Origin of the sequence: Pseudoalteromonas sp. 68 DY56-GL68, assembly GCF_041414825.1 — a bacterium.
Lineage (GTDB): Bacteria > Pseudomonadota > Gammaproteobacteria > Enterobacterales > Alteromonadaceae > Pseudoalteromonas.
On record NZ_JAOCZL010000018.1, the window covers coordinates 561789 to 585269 of the forward strand.

Consider the following 23481-nt stretch of genomic DNA (forward strand, 5'->3'; position numbering starts at 1 on the left):
ATATCCAAAAGTGTGGCTATAAAGTCGTTGTGTAATTAGCCTGCTTTTGTAACTCAGCAACTAACTCTATACGCCTTAATTCATCTTTCTTTTGCCATTCAATACCAACAAAGTTCAATTTCTCTGTAACGGGGTGCGTATAACGAATTGTGCCAATAAAAGCATTACTATCATTAAATGCTACACGGACCTTGCCCGGTAACTTATGCTCATTAGGCACCAACATTCCAGCCCCACCTACGCTGATATCTTTAACCACAGCACGGCATATAAAGTAGTTAAACAACCATGAATGATGCAGCTTCACGGCAATGCCACCTTGCTGCATTGCCGCAGGAAGTTGAGTATCTTGCTCACAAAGAGGCCAGCGAGGGTGAGTTCGTTTCGACTCTTCTGACTTATTCATATAACTCCTGAGAGCGTAATACGGGCTGATTTGCTGTTGCGGCACTGGCGGCCTTTTTAACAGGATTATTGATGTTATCCTCAGCGAATAACGCCTCTAACTCTGATTCTGCCTTTTTGGTCAGTATCAGGATTTCGACACGTCTATTTTCACTCGCAAATCTATCTTTTTGATTAATCGGTCTATTAGAAGAAAAAGCATTAACTTGCATAACTTGGTTTGTTGGCATCCCACCTGCGGCCATGATTTTTCTTGCTTGAAATGCACGTGCACCTGACAAGTCCCAGTTATTCGACTGAGTTCCTTTGAATGCACTGGCATCACTGTGACCCGAAATAATGATTTTGTTTTCAATACTTCTGAACAGGCCACCTAAGTGTAAAAATAAGTCTTCAAAAAATGGCGACATCGTTTGCTCTGAACGCGCAAACATTTGATGATTTTTATCATCTTGAATAATCACTCTGAGCCCAGAACTGACTTTTTCAACGTGCAGATTGTTCTGTAATAGCTCTTCTTTGGCTAAATCTTGAAAACTACTTAGCAATAAACTCAGCTCACTCGATGCTGCAAATTCACTGTCTATCACTGAATTAAGCTTATCGCCTTTACCCGCTAAAGGCGCATGATCGCCTTTAGGTACTTTTAAATATTCACTCATGCCTGGGCGAGGATTATCAGGTGGCAAGCGATTTGATGCTTTATGGTCAACAACAGAAGGAGATCCCCCTAAATCGACAGGAAAAGGGCTATTGCCTGGTTCAAATAATGCGGGACTACCATCAAAGATTGAATGTGTGCGCATATAATGAGCAATATCTTTTCGCTCTTGCTCATTGGTAATAGCCATGATCCATAGCACCATGAAGAACGCCATCATCGCTAATGTGAAATCAGCAAAGGCTACTTTCCAAGCACCACTGTGTTTTCCACTCTTTGCTGAGCGGCGACCACGTTTAATAATTACTGGGTTAGAATTATTCATTTAAGCTGCTCGGTTATTGATCCACTGTTCCATCGTGGTAAAAGAAGGTTTACTTTCTTGTGTTATCAGTTTTCGACCAGAGTCAGTCGCCACAATAGCTACATGGCCTTTTGCGTGGGCTACTAACATAGCTCGAACACATTCAAGCATAGTCATTTGTTTCTTAACATACTGCTGCATAGCCGATGACAAAGGTGCCAGTAGGCAGTAACAGCCAAAAATACCAACAAAAGTTCCCACCAGTGCAGCTGCAACGTGATAGCCTATTTCGCTCAAAGGGCCATCTAAGTGCTGCATCGTGATAATAATGCCACCTACCGCTGCTAGAATACCGAAGCCAGGCATTGCTTCGGCAATATCGCCTAATGCATTTGACGGCTTCATTTTTTGCTCTTCAATTGAAAAGATCTCTTGCTCCAACATTGCATCGAAATCATGTGGGCTAATTTTCCCCATACTGTATAGACGAAGGTTGTCACAAATAAATGTTACTAACTCAGGGAAGGCTGTTACCTGTGGGTAGGCTAAAAAAATTGAGCTGGTATCAGGGTTTTCTACATGGTCATCTAACTCTTTAATTCCTTTTAGGCGAGCCAGTTCAAGTAAGGTGTATACCACCATGAGCAAGTCATGATACAAGTCTTTGTTATTTTGATTTTTATTGTCAAAGAATTGATATTTCAACTGACTTAACATTTCAGTTAAAACATGGCGTGAATTACCAACAATAAGCGCCCCTAAGCCCGCACCAAAAATGATTACAAACTCTGCAGGCTGCCACATACTCGCTAAGTTACCACCAGCAATAGCAAAGCCACCTAGTACGGCGGCCAGCACAACGACTAAACCTAATATTCTTTGCATAATTGTTTTCCCGGTTGGTTATTCACTTTGTTGAAGTTTTCTTGTTAAAGATTCTATTGCCAATTTATGTAGTTGGCAGACCCGTGCTTCGGTTAAATCAAGGGCAAGGGCTATTTCTTTCATGTTCATTTCATGGCTGTAGTAAAGATGCAGTAACAACTTGTTTCTTTCTGGTAGGCTGGCGAGTGCTTTTTGTAGCATTAACGCTGTTTCTGTATGTGATAACTGGCTGCCCGCATCAGTAAACGAGTCATCGTGACCTAGCAATGCTTCAAGGCTATCAATTGCTTCAGCTTGACTTGCATAATGCAGTTTCAACAGCTGGTCTAAATCAATATCCAATGCTTGGCATAGCTCACTATCACTGGGCTCTCTACCTAGTTGCTTCAATAACTTGCGCGAAGCATCACGCAATTGATGCGACTGTTGTCTTAGTTGTCGTCCTCGCCAATCTATTCGACGAAACTCATCTAGCATCGCGCCCCGAATACGCTTAAAAGCAAATGCCGAAAATTGTTCGTCGACATTTCGACCATAACGACGAATTGACGAAAGCAGTGCCACTAAACCTATTTGCTGAATATCGTCCATGTCGACAACAACACCCAATTGCGTTCGCATGTGGGAAGCTGCACGCTTCACTAAGTATGCATACCGTTCGAGTAGTTCACCCTCGGTATGTGTACTCATTAAACCTGCTTGCTGCTCATCCGAAGATGGCCATTGTTGTTCAACTAACATACGCGTTCTCTACTGAATGAAAACATTGGTTATTAATACATCAGCCAATTCAAGCGATGACTTATTAGCCAACACTTTATTAAACTGACTAAGTAAGTCTGTTTGAACTTTCTCTACATCGGTAAATGTGCTTCGCACAGTAGCGTGCTCCATATTCGCAAAGTTTTTTACAAGCACATTGCGTAGTACTGGCATAAAGGTTTCTGCATCTGTTTCATTTTGTAAGGTTGGTGCAAAACCAAGGCTCAAATCGAGCACTAAATAACGAGCATATTCATCGTCAGCAACACTGATAATAAAGCGATCCATTGCGATATATTTAACGTCTGGTTTATCAACAGAGGCCACCGGGGCTTGCTCTGCTTTTGATTCTTGAAAATAGCTTGCACCAAAAAAACCAAGTGCTAATAATCCGACAGCAAGTACTGCTAATTGTATTTTTTTCAAAGTTCCACTCCCATTTCTATATCAGTCTATTCAACCAATCTTGTTGCTGCGCTTGCCTAGGCTCAACGGAGGTAGGCAAATCATTTAACTGATTAGCTGCAATATCTTGCTCTTGTGTAAATTCGTGTGTTTGTTTGTGCTGCTGATGTTTATCGCTAATATCAACATCAACAGTACTTTGCTCAGCATTAGTGAGTGATTGGCGAAGTTGCTCAAGCGTTTGTTGCATGGCTTCACGTATTTGTGGATTACTCGCAACAATGTGTACTGTGGTTTTTTCTCCCTCAACACTAATACTTATGTCAATACTGCCTAACTGGGGAGGATCAAGACGGATTTGCGCGCGTTGAACCTGTTGGCCTATTTGCAACTGCACCTTGTCATGCAGCACATTCAGTAAGCGTTGGCCCCATTCACTACTATTTGTCGATAACGACTCAGTTCGCCACTGCTGCACCTGTGTGGCTTGCTCTGAACTGGCAGCAGAAGAAAAAGAAAATGAGCGACTTAATTCTGTCGTCGCAAAATTGGGCTGCTCAAGCGCTGCCTTAACCTTACTGGGCTGTGTTGGGCTTGTTTCCAGCATTAAAGCCGGTCCTACTTTAGTTTCACTTGAGCGCAACGTTTCCAACTCAGCCACAGGGGGCATTTGCGGTTGCTGGCTGCTAAGTGGGTATTCTTTACTCGGCGATACAATAGCCGTATTCAAACTTGATGCATTAAATAAAGGTGCTTGCTTTTTAGTTAACTCAACAGTTTCATTGTTTAATAATTGATTAGCTGCCGGTATAGCTTGAGCACCATTAGGGCTAGGCTGTTGTAACTCTTTAGCGTACGAAGCACTCGCTACTTGTAACTGCTCCTGCTCTGTAGCATTTGCTATCGACTGAGTAGATAAACCATCAAGCAAGGTTTTCGAGGCTGGTTCACCCTGTGTAGTAGGGCTTTGCTCATTCACACGTATTTTTTCTGATATAGCTTCATTTTCAGCAGCAGCCTGCATAGCTGAAGTAAGGCTATTCTGCGCAGGAAGCGAGCCTAAAGCTTGTGGTTCTGTAACTCCCTGAGAAGCGGGTTGAATAGGCAGGGCTGAATCAACTAGGTCCATATTGATTTGTTCTTGTTCTGTTGCTTCAGCACCTTGTTGTGACGATGTTTCAGATAATGCAGAGATACCTGACGCTAACATGCTTGACTCATTTTCAGCTTTAAACTGTGTATATACACCTGAGCGCCATTGAGACGGTAGCTCAAATGGCTTTTCTGTCTCTACTTGCTCAAGCTCAGAGCGAAGCTCACTAGTAGATTGTGCGTGTTCTTCATGTTCGGTTAAATCGAATTGGCTTGTTTCAGGGTCAGTAAAGTTTGCTTGAACCTTTTCAGCACCGGCTCTATTCCCTGAAACATGTGGGTGTATGATTAATTCTTTCATTAACGCGCACCATCAGTAAATTGTTTGTATGCAATAATGCCGTCACGATCTTTTTGATGTTGCTGCATACGTGTTTGTAATTCGTTTTTTTGCGCATTAATTAATGCTAGAAAGTGTGAATATTCACCTTTCAACTCACGCACTCTAGACTGCCAACTTGGATACCAAGGTGCTAACTTCGCCTCATTAAGGATCTGCATTAATTGCTGATCAAAATGACGAATATGTTGCCACTGCTGCTCTTCTATCGCTTTCGACATAGCTTGCAATAGGGTTTGAATTTTCTGGTCTGTTTGCTGTTTATTCATCATGATCATTTCAATTAAAGCGAGCAGCCGTAAACAATTCAGAGCTGCATTAACACCAGCTTAACGAGCAAAAAGCATTCCAAAACACAAAGCATTGATATATAAATAAAAAATTAATTTGCAACATGCTGAACGGAAGTTTAATTTCCGCTTATCGGAAAGGTAGGAAGTAAAGAGGAACTTAAGCGTTTGTTGAGAGTGCTAAGTTACAAAAAAAGCCAACTAAAAATGCTGGCTTTGGATTCAGAACAAATAACATTACTTATAAATAAGGTGTGATTAAGCAGCTTGAGAGCCTAATCCTGCCCAACCCTGCTGTAGGTTTTGCATAACTTCACGTACAGATGACAATGCAGATAAATCATTTTGAAGACTTGCAGTCATTAAAGCACCACCACAGTACTCATAAAGCTGCTGCATATTAACAACGACTTCGCCGCCTTTTTCTGTATCTAAAGAGGCATCTAAACCGCCAAGAATACGCATCATCTTTTCAATGCCCTGAGCTTTTTTATCAAAACGCTTTTGCTGTATATGACCAGCTACACGCTCAAGTTCATCTAAAAACCCATCGAATAACATTAAAACTAACTTATGAATATCAGCGCCAGCCGCACGGCTTTCTACTGAAGTATTTTTATAAGCTGAAAAGCCATCATTTAAATCATACATAATTAATACCCTTAAAATTGTCCCATTGATGACTCTAATTTAGAAATCGTTATTTGCATTTGCGTAAATTGTGATAAGTAACGGTTGTAAACTTGCTCCATAGAATATTCATGGCGCTGTTGCTTATCCGTCACTAGGTTTAAACTCGCCTGCAATGTGTTTTTCTTATCATTAATTAAGCCATAGCTTTTTGTGTATGGCTCAACACGCTGCTCGAGTTTTGCCATCAAACCATCAGCACCTGTTAACATGTGTGTTAGTTGCTCTGGTTGTGTGGCAATTGCATCTTCTAACTTACCTTTATCAATAGATAGCTTGCCATAACGGTCAAATTCAATACCAATGGAAAATAAGGTTTTCCCTGCAAATTCACCTTGAAAGTCATTACGCAATGAACGCCCTATTCCCGATGCCATAACATCTCTTTTTAACGCATCGTTATCATTTATTGAGCTTAATAATGTATTGAATTTATCAACAAATTGCTGAATATTCTCAACGCTTTTCTCATTATCTTGTGCGACAGACACTTTAATGGGTGTCTCTCCAGCCTGCTGGGCTTGAGTAAGGTTAATGCTCACACCATCAATAACATTATCTAGTTGGTTACTGGTTGAGGTCACCGTAATATTTGAGTTTGCACCTAGCTTTACAATAGCATCTTGCGCACTGGTTAATTCCTGCTGTGATGCAATCGCATTACTAATATTTGCACCATTTGCATCTGCACCGGCTGTAAATGTTGTTGATACAGTATTTGCAGCACCAGACTCTTCACTGGTCAGCACTAAAAATGTTTCACTCCCTGAGCGCATCAACGTCGCTTTTACGCCACTATTGTCAGCATGATTGTTGATTGCACTGGCCAAGTCAGTAAGCGTTGCCCCCGCAGGCAAACTTGCTAGGTCAACAGAGAAGCTATCCGTGCCAAGGCTAACAGCCAATTCGCCATCGGTCGATAAGGGTTGGCTTGGATCAAAACTTAATGCTATCTGGTGTGCTTGTGCTAACTGCTCAACAAAAATATCGTAGTCACCGCTGACTGCATCAGCTGAGGCTGTCACATTCATATTTGTTTCGCTACTCACAGACGCTGTATTAGTAAGCAAACCTGTATCAGGGTCTTGGTAATCTTCTAATGCATCAAAAAAATCTGATAAATCATTCTTAAGCTGAGTAAATGCTTTAATTTGATTATTATATTTTGCATATTGCGTAGATAAAATCTGATCTTTTGCTTGTCGCTCAATTTGCGTGTATTGACTCGCTAAATTAGCGGGATCGATGCTAAGCGCTGATGTCATATTGGCTCTCCAATTAACGATAACGAAAGCACTTTACAAAAAAATGCTTTCGTTATTGAAAAGCACCGCTTAATTGGCGGTGCTTATTATAATGATTAGATTAACGTAGTAGTGAACCAATCATTTGTGTTGTGCTGTTTGCTGTACTTAGTACTGAAATACCAGAGTTCATAAGTAGCTGTTGCTTAGTCATATTTGACGTTTCTTGTGCAAAATCAGCATCCATTAATTGACCTGCAGAAGCTTGCGTGTTCTCTTTCATGTTTGTAACGTTGTTCATTGTGTGCTCAAGGCGGTTCATTGTTGCACCTAAACCAGAACGAGCTGTACCAATTTCATCAATGATAGTGTCAACAAATGCGATTTGAGCTTGAGCTGTTGCTACATCAGTAAACGCTGCTGCGTTACCAATTGCAGTAGTTACGTTGCCAAGCTCAGTTGAGATATCCACACCTAGTGTTTCTGCTGCACTTGCACCTACTTGGAAATCAACTTGACCAGCACCGAATTTACCAGCTGCATCAAGTAGTGTTGTACCGTCACCAAACGACGTGTTATCCATGATGTTAGTTAGCTCTGCTGCAAGAGCTGTGTACTCTGCACTTTGTGCTGTCCACTCACCGGCACCATTTGTGTCACTTGCACCTTGCGTTGCAAGTTCTTTCATACGGTATGCAATATTTGTCATTTCTTCAAACGCGCCTTCAGCTGTTTGCATCATAGACATTGCATTGTTACCGTTATAAAGACCTGCTTCTTGACCACGAACCTGTGCATTAAGACGTGTCGCGATTTGCAGACCAGCAGCATCATCTTTTGCAGAGTTAATTTTAAAACCAGAACCTAAACGCTCAAGTGCAACAGAAAGATCGTTGTTGCTACGGTTAAGTTGGTTTTGAATAGAAAGTGACGCCATGTTTGATTGAATTGATAAAGCCATTTTTAAATTCTCCTGTGAATTCTATTTATTTAACTTTCATTTATTAAGAGCGACCACCTACTGTGAAAACTAAAATTTTTTTTCTATTTTTTTCATTTATTTTTAAATCTGTTCAAAACCGCCTGTTATTAAAAACGCAACAGCGTGCTTCAAGGCACGCTGTACGAATTTAAAAACTAATTTATCTTTTAAGCTAAAGCGTATTTCACCATACTACGGGTCATGTTTGCTTGTGCTGTTATCACAGCAATATTATCAACATTTGGCGTAAGCATTTTTGATTTTAATGATTGGCTAAGTTGCGTCATTTGCTCACCAGAGACATCTGCACTTTTTTCTATTTGCTGTAATTGGGCTGTAAGCTCACGGTGCTGGGCTTGGATTTGTAATAAATTAGCCTTTAGCTGACGCTGAGCACGATTTATAAAATCTAAATGTGCGCTGACATCTTGCTGTTTTTTTACCGACTCTTCTAGTTGATCAAGCGGACTTGCGAGCTCTGAAAGTTGGAGTGAAATAGGATTACCCGCTGCAACCCTTACTCCCTGGCCGGTAATGACCCAATTTTCTTTAAGTGCATCACTGTACTCAGGAGATGTAGTGAACAACAAACGGTTATCGCGGTTAACCTCAACATTTATTTGCTGCTTGGCGAATGCTTCAGCAATCGTATTTAAGTTTTCAGCTTCACTTTGATTAGCCGGTAGCTGTAAATGTACGGCTTTACCGCTTCGTCCTAGCAGCAAATGAATACTTTCATCGTGCGGACGCTGTGATATCAAATCGACTTTACTATTTAACTGACGCACAACTTGAGCATTTGGCTGCTGCACTTTAAGTTGCGAATTTAGACCTGAACTTTGTGCGCTTGCTTGTTGCTGCAGTTGAGTAATTTGCTGCGTCATACTGTGGCTTTGTAAAGCAGAAACCGGTGCACTACTAGGCATTGATTTTAACTGTTGCGCGAGCTTTTCTAGACCTGAATATAACTGTTTTATCGTCATTTCACGATGTTCAACTTGCGCCATCGCTTGGCTCAACTGCCCCTTTTTAGCCCATCGAGATAATACGGCAACTTGGCCTTGTTCAGGAGCTGTATTTTTAGCTGATTGCTTTACATCACTAGCCGACACCGAGCTCTTCTGCTCAACAACAGATGCTTTGCTCGACTTAACTGATTCAATCTGCGTTGGCTTCTCGCTACCTTGAACAAGCATGATTAATTATTCCTTAAACAATAACTACTTAATATATGAAAACAATGAAAGCTGTGTAACATTTGCATACACTTGCATCGAAGACTCATAAGCAGCCATTGATTCGTTCATGCGAATATAGGCTTCAGGGTAGTCAACTGCACTAATGTCATCACGCAGGTTAGTCGTAAACGTATTGATGTCTTGGTTGCTGGTTGCCAACGAATCCATTGATGCCATCGTGCCACCGATCACTGTTATTTCGCCGGTAATATGACCTAAGTAATCAGATAAATTATTAATCATAGTGCGTGACTCATTACCAACACCTGCAGCAGGTGGGTTGTCAATTAAATCCAAATAATCTTTCATGGCGTTTAAAAAATCAGCATTAGGGTCTAAATCACTACCGATAATATTTGTTAATACGTTAGAGTCTGGTGATACTGCCACTTCGCGAATACGTTCATCACCGTTATAAATGTAATCTCCCGCTGCATCTTGAATAAAAGGCTTATTATTGGTTTCGCTACCAGAAAATAAATAACGCCCTTCGCCATCCTGAGCATTCATTAAATCGAGCATTCCTTGAAAAATCACCCGCATTTCTTGTCCAAGTGCTTTTAATTGCTCAGTGCCCATTGAACCATCTGCCGCAGTCGTAATGAGCTCTTGTAATGAGTAGCTCTGATTTACAATGCCTGTTAGCTGTACTTCTTGCTGACCTAAAGCGTAATTGACTGCATCCATGTTGCTTTGATATTGCGATAAAGACTCGATTTCACTTTCAAGCTTTAGCAACATAACGGCACCTAAAGGGTCATCCGATGGTTTCGAAATACGCTCATTGGTCGACAATTGAACTGATGCTTTATTAAATTCTGCAGTGTTATGCTGGATATTTTTAATTGAATTAAGATGAAATTGGTGACTACTAATACGCATGACTCACTCCTAAAACATGGTTAGTAAAGTATTGAATACTTGATCAGCCGTAGTAATCACTTTGGCATTCGCGCTGTACATTTGCTGAAAATGCAGCAAATTAGCAGCTTCTTCATCTAGGTTTACGCCGCTTCGGCTATCTCGAGCAAGTACCGCATTGCTATTTAACACTTCCGAGGTTGTCGCACTGTTTTGATTTTGTTTACTTGCAATCCCCAAATCCCCAACCAACACAGAGAAGTCATCATCATTACTTTGAATAGCCGCAATAATATTGGCGACATTGGCGTTATCGCCACGCCCGCCTGCTGCAACCCAATTTCCTCCAGCATCAAACTCCCCCCCTATTAACGCTATTTTTTCTGGGGTAATTGCAGGATTAATTTCGATTGACGATAGAGGGTTTGCAACGTTGTAAGTAAATAAAGGAATACCAGCATCACCATTTAAGTCAAACCCTTCAGATAAAGCAGTATTCACATCATCGGCAAAGTCTTTGACCAAATCACTTAGTTTTTCAAGTGTTGGTTGAATAACTTGCAAGTCGGCACTAATTAAGCCACCAAACTTACCACCGACTTGGTCATTAAGTGTAAATGATTGCCCCTTTAATGACGTGCTAACCTCAGTTCCCGCAACTGACACTGTTGCAGCAGAAGTACCAATAACTAAAGGCGCGCCACTTAGAGTACTAATATCAAGGCTGCCATCATCACGTTCAGTGATGGCAATGCCTATTTGCGATGATAGCTCTGTTATTAATTGTTCGCGCTTGTCTTTGAGTTCTGCGGTAGGCTGCTTATTTGCTATAGCTTGCACTATATTCTGATTCACGTCCGCGATCTGTTGAGCTGTTGAACTAGTATTACTTGCTAGGTTCGTCATCTCTAGGCTCAATTTATCTATTTGTGCCGAAAGCGCGCCATTCATTTGTGCTAAGTCTTGTATCAACCCTTCAGATGAAGAAATAATTTGCTGTCTATATGCATTTGAATCAGGGCTACTTGCCGCAGCATTAAAGGCATTTGTTATCTGCCCAACAGCATCATTAAAATTTAACGAGTCTGTACCAACAATTTCTTCTACATAACCTAAATATGTTTGCTTGCTTTGATAATAAGACAAGTCAGACTGCGTGCGCCAAATATCATCATTTAAAAATGCATCGACAATACGATCGACTGAATTAACATAAACACCGCCTAACGGCGAGTTGCTCGTAGCAAAACTTGCAGCTTGACGTGAGTAGCCATCAACCGCTGCATTTGCAACATTTTGACCTGCAACCGTCATAGCGACATTAGCCGCATTTAAGCCACTCATGGCGTTACTTATCATTGACATAGCAATTACCTAATCGGAATAATATTAAGTGATTGAGCGAATGCAGGGCCACTTAAACGCTCAACAGGCGCAGGCGCTGCCTCAACTTCATTCACCTCTTTACTATGTTCAGCGACAACTTGTGCCATTTCCTTAAATTTATTTTCAACCGGTGTAAACTTTTCGCTAAATTGACGAACGATTGCCTCAGCTAAACCTAACTGGTTATTTGCAGCTAGCTCCTGAGCTGTTTGGGCATCATACATATCACGAAATTGCTGTTGCTCTTTGCTTGCAAAAAAGCCATTTTGTGATGACACGGCCTCGGTTGCAGCATGCATGTTTTTCAAAACCAACTGCAAGAAAATAGCTTCAAATTGCTCCGCAGCCTTTTGAATTCCTTCCTCTTGCGTATTATTAGCTATAAGCTGCTGAACTTGACCAGGATCGATAGCAAGCGATTGTAAGGTATTAAAATCCGGCTTGGTTAACTCAATAGTCACTGTATTGACCCCTTATTAAATCACGAGTAGTTCAGCTTCTAAGGCTCCAGCCTTATCAAGCGCAATTAGAATTGACATTAACTCACTCGGTGTAGCACCAAGCGCATTAATTGCTTTTACAATTTCATCCAGCGAAGTCCCTGTCGGCATCAGTAACATACCATTGTGTTGCTCCTGCACATCGATATTACTCGATTGCAATGGCATCGTTCTGCCATTCGAAAATGCGTTAGGCTGTGAAGCCCCTTCCATTTCAGTTATCGTAATGGTCAAGTTGCCATGACTTACCGCAGCTTGGTTCACTTTTACCAACTCGTTCATCACGACCGTACCAGTACGACTATTAAAAATAACACGTGGCTGTTTAGAGCCTTGTTCTACACGAATGTCTTGAAGCATTGACATGAAAGTGTTGCGGCTATCAGGGTCGATTGGCGCACTGACTTTTAAACGCCCCCAGTTTTCAGCACTTGCAACCGATGGCCCAAAAACTTTATTGATCGCTTTAACAATGTTTCGAGCGGTTTGGTAATTGGGTTCTTTTAAATTCAAAATTACATCAGGTTGCAACTTGAACATATCAGCCGTGTTACGTTCAATGATCGCACCGTCAGGAATAATCCCCGACGTGGGGACGTTTACTGTGACAGATGAACCATTACGGCCACTGGCATTCGTACCACCTACAACAAGGTTACCTTGCGCCAGTGCATATACTTTGCCATCAATGCCCTTTAAAGGAGTAAGCATTAAACTCCCCCCATGAAGGCTTTTGGCGTCCCCTAAAGAGTTAACCGTTACATCAATTGCTTGGCCAGGGTTGGCCATAGGAGGAAGTGTTGCATGCACAGCAACCGCTGCGATATTCTTCGATTTAGGCAGACGGCTTTCATCCATTGTGACGCCGAACTGTTTAAGCATATTATTCAAAGATTGCGCAGAAAACTTTACTTGTGCCTTATCGCCTGAGCCAGCTAGACCAACCACTAAGCCGTAGCCTACAAGCTGATTGTCTCTTACTCCTAATACATCAACCAGCTCAAGAAGCTGGCGTGAAGACGGCTCTGCTCGAACTGGCGTAAAGCAACTACTAAGAACAAGCAATAGTAAAAGTATCTGTTTCATATCTACGCTCTAAAATGGGTTTAAATAACGGCTAAATAAAGAAGTAAACCAACCTGGGCTTGATGCATCGGCCAGTGTGCCGCTACCTGTATAGCTAATTTGTGCTTCGGCAACTCTTAATGATGAAATGCGGTTAGCTACGTCAATATCATCTGGGCGAACGAGGCCTTCCATTTCAATGTATTCATCACCTTGATTTAGCTGAATCTGTTTGCGTCCTTTAATCACTAATGTGCCATTTGAAAGCACATGAATAACGCGCACTGTGATTGCACCGCTTAAAAAGTTTTGCTGACTTGCGCTACTACCACCATCAAATTCAGTGCTTGAACCTATTCCTAAATTAAAATCAGCGACATTCAAGTTACCCGCTAAAGGCACCGACACATCAACATCAGTATTTTTTTCTAAGTTACTATCAGCACTTTTGCTCGACTGTGTGCGCTCATTTAAAACAACCGTTAAAATGTCACCCACTCGATAAGCACGTTTATCGGAATACAGAGAAAACATATAGCTGTCACTGTAAAGGCTACCGTTTTCATAATTTAAGCCTACTTGATACGCATCTTTAGCGACTTCATAGTCTTCGCGTGCTCTGGATTGTTTTTGAATCGGGCACTTGGGTTCACCATGAACAACTTTACATTGCACATATTGTTCATGATCGGTACTGCTACACCCTGCTAGCAGCATAACCAATAAAACAGTAGCACTTAACTTAATCATAACAATCACACATTCTGATTAATGAAACGCAACATTTCGTCAGCTGCAGATACGACCTTAGCGTTCATTTCGTACGCGCGCTGTACCGCAATCATACTTACCATTTCATCAACAACACTGACGTTCGAACCTTCAATGGTAAATTGCTGTAATTCACCAAATGCTTCTTCACCTGGCACACCTTCAATGGCTTCACCAGAGGCTGCTGTTTCACGGTAAAGGTTACCACCTAAGCTCTCTAAACCAGCAGGGTTTGCAAAATTAACCGTTAGTAACTGACCCAATTCAATTGGCTCAACGCCATTATCAACAACTGCACTCACTGTACCATCGCGACCGATGGTGACTTTAGTTGTCCCCTCTGGTAGGGCGATATTTTGCGCAAGCGGTAAGCCGTTACCATTTACCAATAAAGACTCTGAATTTAATTGGAATTGACCATTGCGCGTGTAAAGTAGCTCACCATCTGGGCTTTCAATTTGAAAAAAGCCTTGCCCTGCAATCGCAACATCTAATTGATTGCTGCTTGTCTCAAAGCTTCCTTCAGTAAATTGCTTTTGCGTACCATTAATACGCACCCCAGTTCCCACCTGAATACCCGACGGTAACTGATTCAAGTCATCTGCTTGTGCGCCTGGTTGCTTCTGTACTTGGTAGAATAGGTCTTCAAATACGGCACGGTCTTTTTTGAAACCAGCCGTGCTCACATTTGCTAAGTTGTTTGAAATTGTGGTCATACGCAAGTCTTGCGCTGCTAACCCTGTTTTACTTACCCATAATGCTGAATTCATTATTCACTCCACATCCTAACCGCGACCGCTAACCAGCTTATTACCACTGTTTGCCAGTTCATCAGCTGCTTTCATCATGTTGATATTCATTTCAAATTGGCGGCTGATATTCATTGTTTTAATCATTTCTTGAACCGCATTCACATTCGACCCTTCCAGTACACCTGTACGCAAACGAATAGCTTCATCCATGTCTAGCGGCTCAAGGTTCTCAGCACGAAATAATCCATCACGCCCTTTAACCATCACCGCACCTTCATCACCGGTACTAGCAAGTTTAATTTGTGCTTCTTCAGCGATAACACCACCACCGAGCGGAACCACATTAATGATACCGTCAGGAGCAATTTCTAACTCTGCAAAATCCCCTAACTGAATATCACCGATATTGCTTTGCACACGGCGATTGTTTACGGTTAAGAAACCATCTGCATCAATTTCAAGGTTGCCAGAGCGCGTATAAGCAGGTTCGCCATTGTCATCAATCACTTCTAAAAAACCACCATCGCTAAGAGCAACATCCAGTTTTCTGCCAGTGTCCATCATAGGGCCCGCTGATAAATCGGTAGTGACTGGCAACATTTGTGCGTGATAACGAGTGCGAAACCCACTGCCTGTAACTTGCATTGATTGCGCTTGCTCTAAATCAGCCTTAAAACCTGCGGTGCTTACATTGGCTAAGTTATTGGCTGTTACTTTTAAGGCTGTATTGTTTAGTTCAGCCCCTGAGACAGCGGTATAAATTAACTTTTCCATAAGATGAAACCTTAAGTATTACTAAATAAAATTTGCATCATTTCATCAGCACTACTGATGGTTTTCGCATTTGCCTGGTAGTTCTGTTGGAACGACATTAAGCCGACTAACTGCTCACTGATATCAACATTAGAGCCAACATACGCACCTGCGATTAACCCGCCAACTGTGCCACTATCTGGCTCACTGTATGAGGCACCTCCAGAGTCACGGGTTTCATACCAAACCGTATTATCACCCGCTTCTAAACCATTTGTGTTTGCAAACGAAGCAAGTACAACCTGCCCTTGAAGCTTAGATTCTCCGTTAGTGAATGTGGCGAAAATTTTGCCATCTTCTTCAACTGATAAACCTGAGAAAGTGCCTGCTGAATAGCCACTGGCATCATTTTCAAGAATATTAAAATTAGTACCAAACTGCGTTGTTTTTGCCATATCCAGCGTTAAAGACATTGGCGCAGCACCACCACCAACAGGGAAAGCCATGGTAATTTCACGTTGACTATAAGGGTCAAGAACGTTGTCATCTTCTTGTGCTGGCGGCGCAGGAGGCGTAAAGCCTGGATCAAGCGGTTGCATTTGCCCATCGGCATCAAAGGTAATATTAACAACACCGGCTGTGACAACATTGCCATCTACAACAACATCCTGAGTATCAGTCACAGCCCCTGCGGGGGTACCCAATGCACTTGCTGGTAGTGGTGAACCATCCATAAAGTACATTACTTGCCATTGGTTATCAGCTGTATGATTGAAGTATTGAGTCAATACATGGCTGTTACCTTGCGAATCGAATACTTCTGTTAACTGTGAAAAGTTATACTGTGTGCCATCGGTAGGATCAAAATTATTCGGTGCTACAGGATAAGAAATAATGTCGCTGGCTGAGCTTAAGTTGCCATGAAAATCGATTGCATCAGTTGCGACAGCTGGAATGTTCGCACCTTGTACTTTAAGGTCCGTTAACGCACCAGGGACGATCTCAGCTTCGCCAGCCGCATCAGCATCACTCACGCCATAACCTTGCAGCTTCGCCCCATTTACATTAACAATATTAAGCTCGTTATCTAGGGTAAATTGCCCTGCTTGCGTATAAGCAATACGATTACCTTCAGAGATAGCAAAGAAACCTTGACCATCAATTGCAATATCAAGTGCGTTACCTGTTCTAACAATATCACCACCAGTTACAAAGTCTTCTTTGATATCTGAAACACGTACACCACCACGACTACCACCATTATACACTGCGGCAAATTCTGTATTACCGGTTTTATAACCAGAAGTTGATGAGTTAGCGATATTATTACTTGTTACTTCTAACCCTGTTTGAGTGCTTTTAAGGCCGCTTAAACCTATATTAAACATAGACATAATTATTCCTCTTTAGTCTAGGCAACTTGATTAATATCGGTTAAGGCAAAATTACCTAAGCCATCAACTTGCAATAAAATATCGTCGCTGCTGCTACCCACAGAGACGCGCTCTACTTCACCATTTAGCCAAGGTGTCAGGCGTTGTGAAACACCATTGGTTGTCGAAAAAGCATTAATCGAATAGCCACCCGCATCTTGTTCATCAAATTCGAAATTCAAAGAACCCACACCACTGTATGCCAACTGTTTTTCTTCAACTAACTGGCCATTACTGTCATAAAGTTGCACAGTGACTGAATCAGCAGGTGTTGATAAGTTAACAAGACCCGACACTTTGCCCTCTTTTTCTAAAGCAACCACATCCGCTGGCACTGTCACTGTTTCACCAACTAAGTTAGTCGCTTCAAGGACTAACATGCTGCTACTGTTATCTAAACTCGCGCTGGTGTTATTTTTTATACTTTGCAATGATTCAACATTTGAGAATTCAGCTAGTTGGCTAACGTATTCGGTTCCGTCCATAGGTTGTAACGGATTCTGATTACTGATCTGTGCCACCAGCAACTCTAAAAACATGGTCGACATTTCTTCTGCCGAGTTAACATTACCTGAAATACTTGAGCTTACATTGGCAGTATTGTTATTGCTTTGTGTGGTATTTGCGATATCCATGGTGCTACTGTCCTAATTTAAGAATACTTTGCTGCATGCTGTTAACACGCGACATAACATCAACGGATGTTTGATAACTACGACTTGCTGACATCATGTCTGCCATTTCTTCAAGTACATTGACGTTCGAATAAAAGACATAGCCATCATCATTGGCAAGTGGGTTGTTAGGCTCATAACGTTGCTCAACAGTACGATTAGACTCTGTCACACCCATGGTATTGACAGCAGCCGCCACATTTTGCTGATCAAAAGAGTCTTTATACATGGCAGAAAAAACCGGCTTAAGCGCCTTATACGCGCCCTCTTCGGTAGACGCCGCCGTGTCAGCATTAGCAAGGTTAGAAGCAATGGTATCTAAGCGCATGACTTGAGCACGCATTGCACTGCCGCTAATGTCATAAATAGAATTAAAAGACATTATTAATTTCCTTTGATTACTTTATGCAGGCCACTGATTTTCATGTTTAGAAAGGTCATACTGGTCTGAAAATCCATACTGTTGTTAGAGAATTTTGCCTGCTCGACATTGAGCTCTACGGTATTACCGTCACTGGATGCTTGATACGGCACACGATACATCAGCTCATTGGCAGTAATTCCCGCAAAGCCTACATCATTGTTATGCTCCATACTCGCTGCGACATCGCCCAAAATTTGCTGGTAATCCACATCTCTTGCTTTAAAATTTGGGGTATCAACATTTGCTAGGTTACTTGCGATAACCTCAGCTCTGTCTATTCTCAACTGCATAGCAAATGGGTGTACGCCTAACGCTTTATCAAATAATGCCATTGTTGCCTCAACTGACTACGTCTTGTATGCTCGTTTGCACATTTTGAATTCGGTATAAGGCTATTAACAACCTTTATGCCAAATTTTATAAGACATATTTTTCAATGAGTTACTGCAATAAATTCAATCTAAGGCACGTAAAAGCGGAAGCAATACTTCCGATACGGAATGGTGCTTTTTTCCTCTTTTTTGGAATTATTTCCTTATTATTTTCAGCTAATGTCTTAGCAAGCAATTTTCAAAAAGAGATTAAACGGTATATAAATAGCGAAATAACTCATTACTTGGGCAGCATAAACAAGCAAGGTCAACAAAAAAAAATTGCGTTATACATTCCAGCTGCAGCAAAAGAGCTTAGCTGTGATCAGTTATCAATAAACAGGGTAAAACCCAATTCCATTCCCGCAGGTAGAATTCGTCTGACCGTCAGCTGTGCAGATCCCATTTGGCAATTTAGAGCCACCGCAAAAGTTGATCTGTGGCTCAATTTAGTCGTTGCTAAACGTGACTTACAACGCGGCGAAGTGTTAAGCAATGAGTTACTAAACTATGACTCGATTAATATTGCAAAACACGTTTACGGTATGGAAACGAGCACAAATGAATTGATTGGAATGACAGTTAAAAGAAACATCAAGCAAGGCGATTTAGTCACTCGCAGACAGCTCGAAAATAACTACCTAGTCAATAAAGAGCAGCATATAAAACTTCTCATCAGCACAAGCTCCTTTACTGCAAGTGTAAAAGCAATTGCACTTGAGGAAGGAATTAGAGGCCAAATGATCAAAGTAAAAAACCTCAGTTCTGGTAAAATTGTTGAAGGCCAAGTGATTGATAAAGGGGTTGTAAAAGCAACACTTTTATAAATTTAAAAATAAATTTAAGAAATCGATAAATTGGGTCGCTTTACAAAATTAGTAGAAAATTAATTGGGGATTGATAATGAACATAAACAACAAAGGTAGCAGTAGTCATGTTGAGCAAGCTGCAAAAGTGAACAACTTTATTGATTCGGGCAGTCAAGATATCAGTAAAAAATCTCACACCGCGGCGAACAAGCAAGCAAGCGCAGAGCAAATTAGTTCACTTAGTAAAACAATCGATAATACCTTTGAAGACTTAGCGTCAAAGCCTGATGTTGACTTTGAAAAAGTAGCAAAAGTAAAAGCCGCTATTGCTAATGGTGAGCTGTCGCTTGACCAAGATACATTAATCAATGCCCTACTAGAGTTTCATAAAAAATGACCATAAACAGCATTAAGCAGTTTATTGAAAGCCTACAACACGACGTACGCAAGCTTGATTCACTCATTAGTGCACTTGAACAGCAGTATGTGCTTCTAAGCGAACGAGATACAACATTACAACAGCACAACGCCAAGATGTCTGCTGTTTTACAGTCTTTAGATAAAAACCATCTAAGCCGTGATAACTATTTACAGAGTTTAGGGCTTGCACAAGGTAAAGAAGGCTTAATGATGTTAGTTGAAAAGTTGCCAAAAGAAATAAAGCTAACAACACAAACATTAATGCAGCAGTTAGTCATTAAATCAAAGCATTGTCAGGCACTTAACGAACGCTCAGGTTTATTATTAGCCAGACAAAAACAGTTACTGCACAGACTAACAGGCACACAAAGCAAAACCGCTTACCCTGAATCACCTTTTTAATTTTTATGCCTCCCCTAGCATCACATCAGTTTATTGGTGTGGTGCTTTCTATTTTAAAAAAGCTAATCTAGATTTATAAGTTAGAATTAGATGACGTTTAAATTAATATTTTCACACCTAAGTTTAATGAGATATTTACTTTTCATATTAAGCACTTTTTTATTTGGCTGCAGTTCAAGTAATAATACTTTGCATAATAATGACTTGCTCGATTCCTTCAATAAATATAAATCCCTGTACGGCACCCCTAGAGAGCAAACTTTACTAAAAAAAGAGCTCTGGGAGGCTTTAGTGGAAGCAAGATCCATAACTGATAAAACAGCATTTGTTGATCCTCTAGCAAAATTCCCCACAGAAATTACCAAAATAATTGATACTAAAGAGTCAATTGATGATAAAGATGGGTGTTTATTAGTAAGCGGTACCAATACCAGCGGAGTCCCTCTTGATTACTACATTTCATTTAATCGAGAAGACAATCGTTGGATAATAAATAAGGTCACCGCCAAGTATTTTCTCGATGGTTCTGAGCGATACCTTGAAAAAGCGGTGTGTGATGAACAAGAAAGAATGAATTTATGGCTTGAATCAATGGAGAGTAGAGATAACTCATAACAACGAAAGTGATTAAACGAGATGAAGTTACGGAAAAGCTTTACAAAGTTTAACCCCATCGGTTAGAAGGATTAACTTGATGCATCGTACGAGATTTAAAGTACGAAAGTTAAAGTTAGGTACTTAGCCTTATTCACAATTAAGTATCGCTTTAGAGTATCGGCTCTAGCACCACTCCCTCAAATTAAGACTCTATCATGCAAATCTAAGCACCATAAAAAAAGCCGAGTATTTACATACTCGGCTGTTTACTATTCTGGCTCGTAGCCTAAATTAGGCGACAACCAACGCTCAGCTTCGGCAAGTGTCATGTTGGTACGCTTTGCGTAATCTTCAACCTGATCTTTTTGAATTTGCGCCACTGCGTAGTACTTAGCTTCAGGGTGAGAAAAATACCAACCTGATACCGCCGCCCCTGGCCACATTGCGTATGAACTTGTTAGCTTCATGCCGATACGTTGTTCGGTATCAAGTAACTGCCAGATTTTCTTCTTTTCTGTATGCTCAGGACAAGCAGGATAACCTGGCGCTGGGCGAATACCTTGGTAGTTTTCACGAATAAGCTCATCGTTCGATAGATTTTCATCTACCGCATAGCCCCAATACTCTTTACGCACTTGCTCATGCAAGTACTCAGCAAACGCCTCAGCCAAGCGATCTGCAACGGCTTTAACCATAATCTTATTGTAATCATCTTGCTTAGCATCAAAGGCATCGGCAAGATCATCTTCTTCAAGACCACCGGTTACCGCAAACGCACCAAAGTAATCTGGGATGCCTTTAGGCGCGATATAATCAGCTAAACAGTAGTTAGCAAAGTCGGTTTTTTCAGTTTGCTGACGTAAATGACACGATGTAGTTAAAAGCGTTGTACGCGACTCATCGGTGTAAATCTCAATGTCATCCCCTACTCGGTTTGCAGGGAATAAACCAATGACACCAAGAGGTTGTAGCGCACCTGATTGCTCAAGCTCATCAAGCATTGCATTGGCATCAGCGAATAAGCTTTTAGCCTGTTCACCTACAATTTCATCTTCAAGAATACGTGGGTACTTACCAGCGATTGACCACGTCATGAAATAAGGTGTCCAGTCGATGTACTGCCTTAACGTCGCAATCGAAACATCTTTAAACTCAGTCACACCCAGCTTTTTCGGTACAGGTGGCGTGTAGTTGTCCCAATCCAGTTTTACAGCGTTGTCGCGAGCACGCTGTAAAGTAACGGGTTTTGAGCGCGGCTTTTTACGTGCTTGTTGTTCACGTACTTTTTCATACTCAGCCTTGGTTTTCTCTAAAAATGCTGGTTTTAACTCTTTCGACAATAAGTTAGAAACCACACCCACAGCGCGGCTGGCATTATTGACATAAACCACACCTTTATCATACTGCGGCTCAATTTTAACCGCGGTATGCGCTTTAGAGGTTGTTGCACCACCAATCAGTAGCGGTAATTCAAAACCACGACGGGTCATTTCTTTAGCAACATGCACCATTTCATCAAGCGATGGGGTAATCAGCCCTGATAAACCAATAATATCGGCTTTCTCGTCTATGGCGGTTTGCAAGATTTTCTCTGCCGGCACCATCACACCAAGGTCAATAACCTCGTAGTTATTACATTGCAGTACCACGCCGACAATATTCTTACCAATGTCGTGTACGTCGCCCTTAACGGTTGCCATAACCACTTTACCATTGGTTGCGCCCTCTTCTTTTTCAGCTTCAATGAAAGGGTCAAGATAGGCAACGGCGCGCTTCATCACACGAGCTGACTTAACAACCTGAGGTAAGAACATTTTACCCGCACCGAATAAGTCACCTACTACGTTCATGCCGTCCATAAGCGGGCCTTCGATCACTTCGATAGGCTTAGCTTTGCCCTTGCGGCACTCTTCGGTATCTTCATCGATATACTCAGTAATACCTTTTACTAGCGCATGTTCAAGGCGCTTTTCAACAGGCCATGTACGCCATTCTAAATCTTCAACTTTCTCTGCTTGCGCCATACCTGAGTACTTTGGTGCAAGTTCAACAAGTCGCTCACCGGCACCAGGGTCGGTATTGAGGATCACATCTTCTACAGCTTTGCGCAGCTCTTCAGGGATATCATCGTAAACCGCTAATTGGCCCGCATTTACAATGCCCATGTCCATACCCGCTTTAATCGCGTGGTATAAAAACACTGAGTGAATAGCTTCACGTACAGGGTTATTACCTCGGAACGAGAACGACACATTCGATACACCACCCGACACTTTACAGTGCGGTAAGCCTTGCTTAATTCGACGCGTACCTTCAATAAACTCAACAGCGTAGTTATCGTGCTCTTCAATACCCGTTGCTACGGCAAAAATGTTCGGGTCAAAAATAATGTCTTCTGGCGGAAAGCCAATATCATCAACGAGTATTTTGTAACTACGCTGACAAATCTCGAACTTACGATCAGCAGTTTCTGCTTGCCCAGTTTCATCAAACGCCATTACAACCGCAGCAGCACCAAAGCGCTTAATTAGCTTAGCTTGGCGGATGAATGGCTCTTCACCTTCTTTAAGTGAAATTGAGTTAACAATGGCTTTGCCTTGAATACATTTTAAGCCCGCTTCAATCACGTCCCATTTCGATGAGTCGACCATGATAGGTACTTTTGAGATATCAGGCTCTGAGGCAATTAAGTTTAAAAACTTTACCATCGCCGCTTTTGAGTCCAACATGGCTTCATCCATGTTGATATCAATTACTTGCGCGCCATTTTCAACTTGTTCACGGGCAACATCGAGAGCGGTCTCGTAATCTTCTTCCATGATCAAGCGCTTAAACTTAGCCGAGCCTGTTACATTGGTACGCTCACCGACGTTAGTAAATACAGCAATTTGGTCAGTCATGTCGG

At 41.6% G+C, this 23481-nt stretch carries 27 protein-coding genes; 4 read left to right on the forward strand and 23 right to left on the reverse strand.

Annotated features, from left to right (window positions below; all coding sequences use genetic code 11):
• Positions 1–16: 16 nt before the first annotated feature.
• The 22 genes from NYF15_RS10935 to flgB all read right to left on the reverse strand — a co-directional run bounded on the left by NYF15_RS10935 (position 17) and on the right by flgB (position 18309).
• A complete protein-coding gene (locus NYF15_RS10935) occupies positions 17–406 on the reverse strand; it encodes a PilZ domain-containing protein (protein ID WP_130151058.1) in 390 nt (129 codons plus the stop codon).
• Positions 399–1391, reverse strand: coding sequence for a flagellar motor protein MotB (locus NYF15_RS10940; protein WP_237119609.1), 993 nt, complete (start codon positions 1389–1391; stop codon positions 399–401). The genes NYF15_RS10935 and NYF15_RS10940 overlap by 8 nt, the downstream gene beginning before the upstream one ends.
• Positions 1392–2255 (reverse strand): flagellar motor stator protein MotA, encoded by an 864-nt coding sequence (gene motA, locus NYF15_RS10945; RefSeq protein WP_130151056.1) that lies wholly within the window; start codon positions 2253–2255, stop codon positions 1392–1394. It abuts the gene before it with no gap.
• A gap of 18 nt (positions 2256–2273) precedes the next feature.
• On the reverse strand, positions 2274–2996 hold the full coding sequence (locus NYF15_RS10950; RefSeq protein WP_062570307.1) for a FliA/WhiG family RNA polymerase sigma factor: 723 nt from the start codon (positions 2994–2996) through the stop codon (positions 2274–2276).
• 9 nt (positions 2997–3005) lie between these two features.
• Positions 3006–3443: a flagellar basal body-associated protein FliL gene (fliL, locus tag NYF15_RS10955; protein WP_371353578.1), complete on the reverse strand. Its 438-nt coding sequence runs from the start codon at positions 3441–3443 to the stop codon at positions 3006–3008.
• A gap of 16 nt (positions 3444–3459) precedes the next feature.
• Positions 3460–4875 carry a flagellar hook-length control protein FliK gene (locus NYF15_RS10960; RefSeq protein WP_371353579.1) on the reverse strand — a complete coding sequence of 472 codons (1416 nt, stop codon included), beginning with the start codon at positions 4873–4875 and terminating at the stop codon, positions 3460–3462.
• Entirely contained in the window at positions 4875–5186 is a 312-nt protein-coding gene (locus NYF15_RS10965; RefSeq protein ID WP_371353580.1) for a hypothetical protein, read from the reverse strand. Before NYF15_RS10965 ends, NYF15_RS10960 begins: the two co-directional genes overlap by 1 nt.
• Before the next feature lie 276 nt (positions 5187–5462).
• A complete protein-coding gene (gene fliS / locus NYF15_RS10970) occupies positions 5463–5855 on the reverse strand; it encodes a flagellar export chaperone FliS (protein WP_062570303.1) in 393 nt (130 codons plus the stop codon).
• Between the two features lie 11 nt (positions 5856–5866).
• A complete protein-coding gene (gene fliD / locus NYF15_RS10975) occupies positions 5867–7159 on the reverse strand; it encodes a flagellar filament capping protein FliD (protein ID WP_130151051.1) in 1293 nt (430 codons plus the stop codon).
• A gap of 100 nt (positions 7160–7259) precedes the next feature.
• The gene (locus tag NYF15_RS10980) at positions 7260–8099 is read right to left on the reverse strand and encodes a flagellin (protein ID WP_062570301.1); all 840 of its coding nucleotides are present in this window, start codon (positions 8097–8099) and stop codon (positions 7260–7262) included.
• 188 nt (positions 8100–8287) lie between these two features.
• Positions 8288–9316: a flagellin gene (locus NYF15_RS10985; RefSeq protein WP_130151049.1), complete on the reverse strand. Its 1029-nt coding sequence runs from the start codon at positions 9314–9316 to the stop codon at positions 8288–8290.
• Positions 9317–9340: 24 nt separating this feature from the next.
• Positions 9341–10240, reverse strand: a complete 900-nt coding sequence (flgL, locus tag NYF15_RS10990) for a flagellar hook-associated protein FlgL (RefSeq protein WP_193988437.1) — start codon at positions 10238–10240, stop codon at positions 9341–9343.
• Positions 10241–10249: 9 nt separating this feature from the next.
• A complete protein-coding gene (gene flgK, locus NYF15_RS10995; protein WP_371353581.1) occupies positions 10250–11584 on the reverse strand; it encodes a flagellar hook-associated protein FlgK in 1335 nt (444 codons plus the stop codon).
• Positions 11585–11589: 5 nt separating this feature from the next.
• Positions 11590–12066, reverse strand: a complete 477-nt coding sequence (locus NYF15_RS11000; RefSeq protein ID WP_237119616.1) for a rod-binding protein — start codon at positions 12064–12066, stop codon at positions 11590–11592.
• Between the two features lie 15 nt (positions 12067–12081).
• A complete protein-coding gene (locus NYF15_RS11005; RefSeq protein ID WP_237119617.1) occupies positions 12082–13191 on the reverse strand; it encodes a flagellar basal body P-ring protein FlgI in 1110 nt (369 codons plus the stop codon).
• A gap of 9 nt (positions 13192–13200) precedes the next feature.
• Complete coding sequence (locus tag NYF15_RS11010; RefSeq protein ID WP_240701243.1) at positions 13201–13920, reverse strand: flagellar basal body L-ring protein FlgH; 720 nt, start codon at positions 13918–13920, stop codon at positions 13201–13203.
• 5 nt (positions 13921–13925) lie between these two features.
• Positions 13926–14711 carry a flagellar basal-body rod protein FlgG gene (gene flgG, locus NYF15_RS11015; protein WP_062570295.1) on the reverse strand — a complete coding sequence of 262 codons (786 nt, stop codon included), beginning with the start codon at positions 14709–14711 and terminating at the stop codon, positions 13926–13928.
• A gap of 15 nt (positions 14712–14726) precedes the next feature.
• Positions 14727–15467 (reverse strand): flagellar basal body rod protein FlgF, encoded by a 741-nt coding sequence (locus NYF15_RS11020; protein ID WP_062570294.1) that lies wholly within the window; start codon positions 15465–15467, stop codon positions 14727–14729.
• Positions 15468–15478: 11 nt separating this feature from the next.
• Entirely contained in the window at positions 15479–16840 is a 1362-nt protein-coding gene (locus NYF15_RS11025; RefSeq protein ID WP_371353582.1) for a flagellar hook protein FlgE, read from the reverse strand.
• A gap of 17 nt (positions 16841–16857) precedes the next feature.
• The gene (locus tag NYF15_RS11030) at positions 16858–17514 is read right to left on the reverse strand and encodes a flagellar hook assembly protein FlgD (protein ID WP_130151043.1); all 657 of its coding nucleotides are present in this window, start codon (positions 17512–17514) and stop codon (positions 16858–16860) included.
• A 4-nt stretch (positions 17515–17518) separates the two neighbouring features.
• The gene (flgC, locus tag NYF15_RS11035) at positions 17519–17935 is read right to left on the reverse strand and encodes a flagellar basal body rod protein FlgC (RefSeq protein WP_062570291.1); all 417 of its coding nucleotides are present in this window, start codon (positions 17933–17935) and stop codon (positions 17519–17521) included.
• 2 nt (positions 17936–17937) lie between these two features.
• Positions 17938–18309: a flagellar basal body rod protein FlgB gene (gene flgB / locus NYF15_RS11040; RefSeq protein WP_062570290.1), complete on the reverse strand. Its 372-nt coding sequence runs from the start codon at positions 18307–18309 to the stop codon at positions 17938–17940.
• Between the two features lie 104 nt (positions 18310–18413).
• Between flgB and flgA the strand changes: the two genes are divergently transcribed.
• The 4 genes from flgA to NYF15_RS11060 all read left to right on the forward strand — a co-directional run bounded on the left by flgA (position 18414) and on the right by NYF15_RS11060 (position 20594).
• On the forward strand, positions 18414–19175 hold the full coding sequence (gene flgA / locus NYF15_RS11045) for a flagellar basal body P-ring formation chaperone FlgA (RefSeq protein WP_371353583.1): 762 nt from the start codon (positions 18414–18416) through the stop codon (positions 19173–19175).
• 76 nt (positions 19176–19251) lie between these two features.
• Positions 19252–19554, forward strand: a complete 303-nt coding sequence (gene flgM, locus NYF15_RS11050; protein WP_237119620.1) for a flagellar biosynthesis anti-sigma factor FlgM — start codon at positions 19252–19254, stop codon at positions 19552–19554.
• Entirely contained in the window at positions 19551–19979 is a 429-nt protein-coding gene (flgN, locus tag NYF15_RS11055; protein ID WP_240701242.1) for a flagellar export chaperone FlgN, read from the forward strand. Before flgM ends, flgN begins: the two co-directional genes overlap by 4 nt.
• Before the next feature lie 291 nt (positions 19980–20270).
• Positions 20271–20594, forward strand: a complete 324-nt coding sequence (locus tag NYF15_RS11060) for a hypothetical protein (protein ID WP_371353584.1) — start codon at positions 20271–20273, stop codon at positions 20592–20594.
• A 251-nt stretch (positions 20595–20845) separates the two neighbouring features.
• Here NYF15_RS11060 and metH read toward each other — a convergent pair whose 3' ends face one another.
• Positions 20846–23476 (reverse strand): methionine synthase, encoded by a 2631-nt coding sequence (gene metH / locus NYF15_RS11065; RefSeq protein WP_371353585.1) that lies wholly within the window; start codon positions 23474–23476, stop codon positions 20846–20848.
• Positions 23477–23481 lie beyond the last annotated feature (5 nt).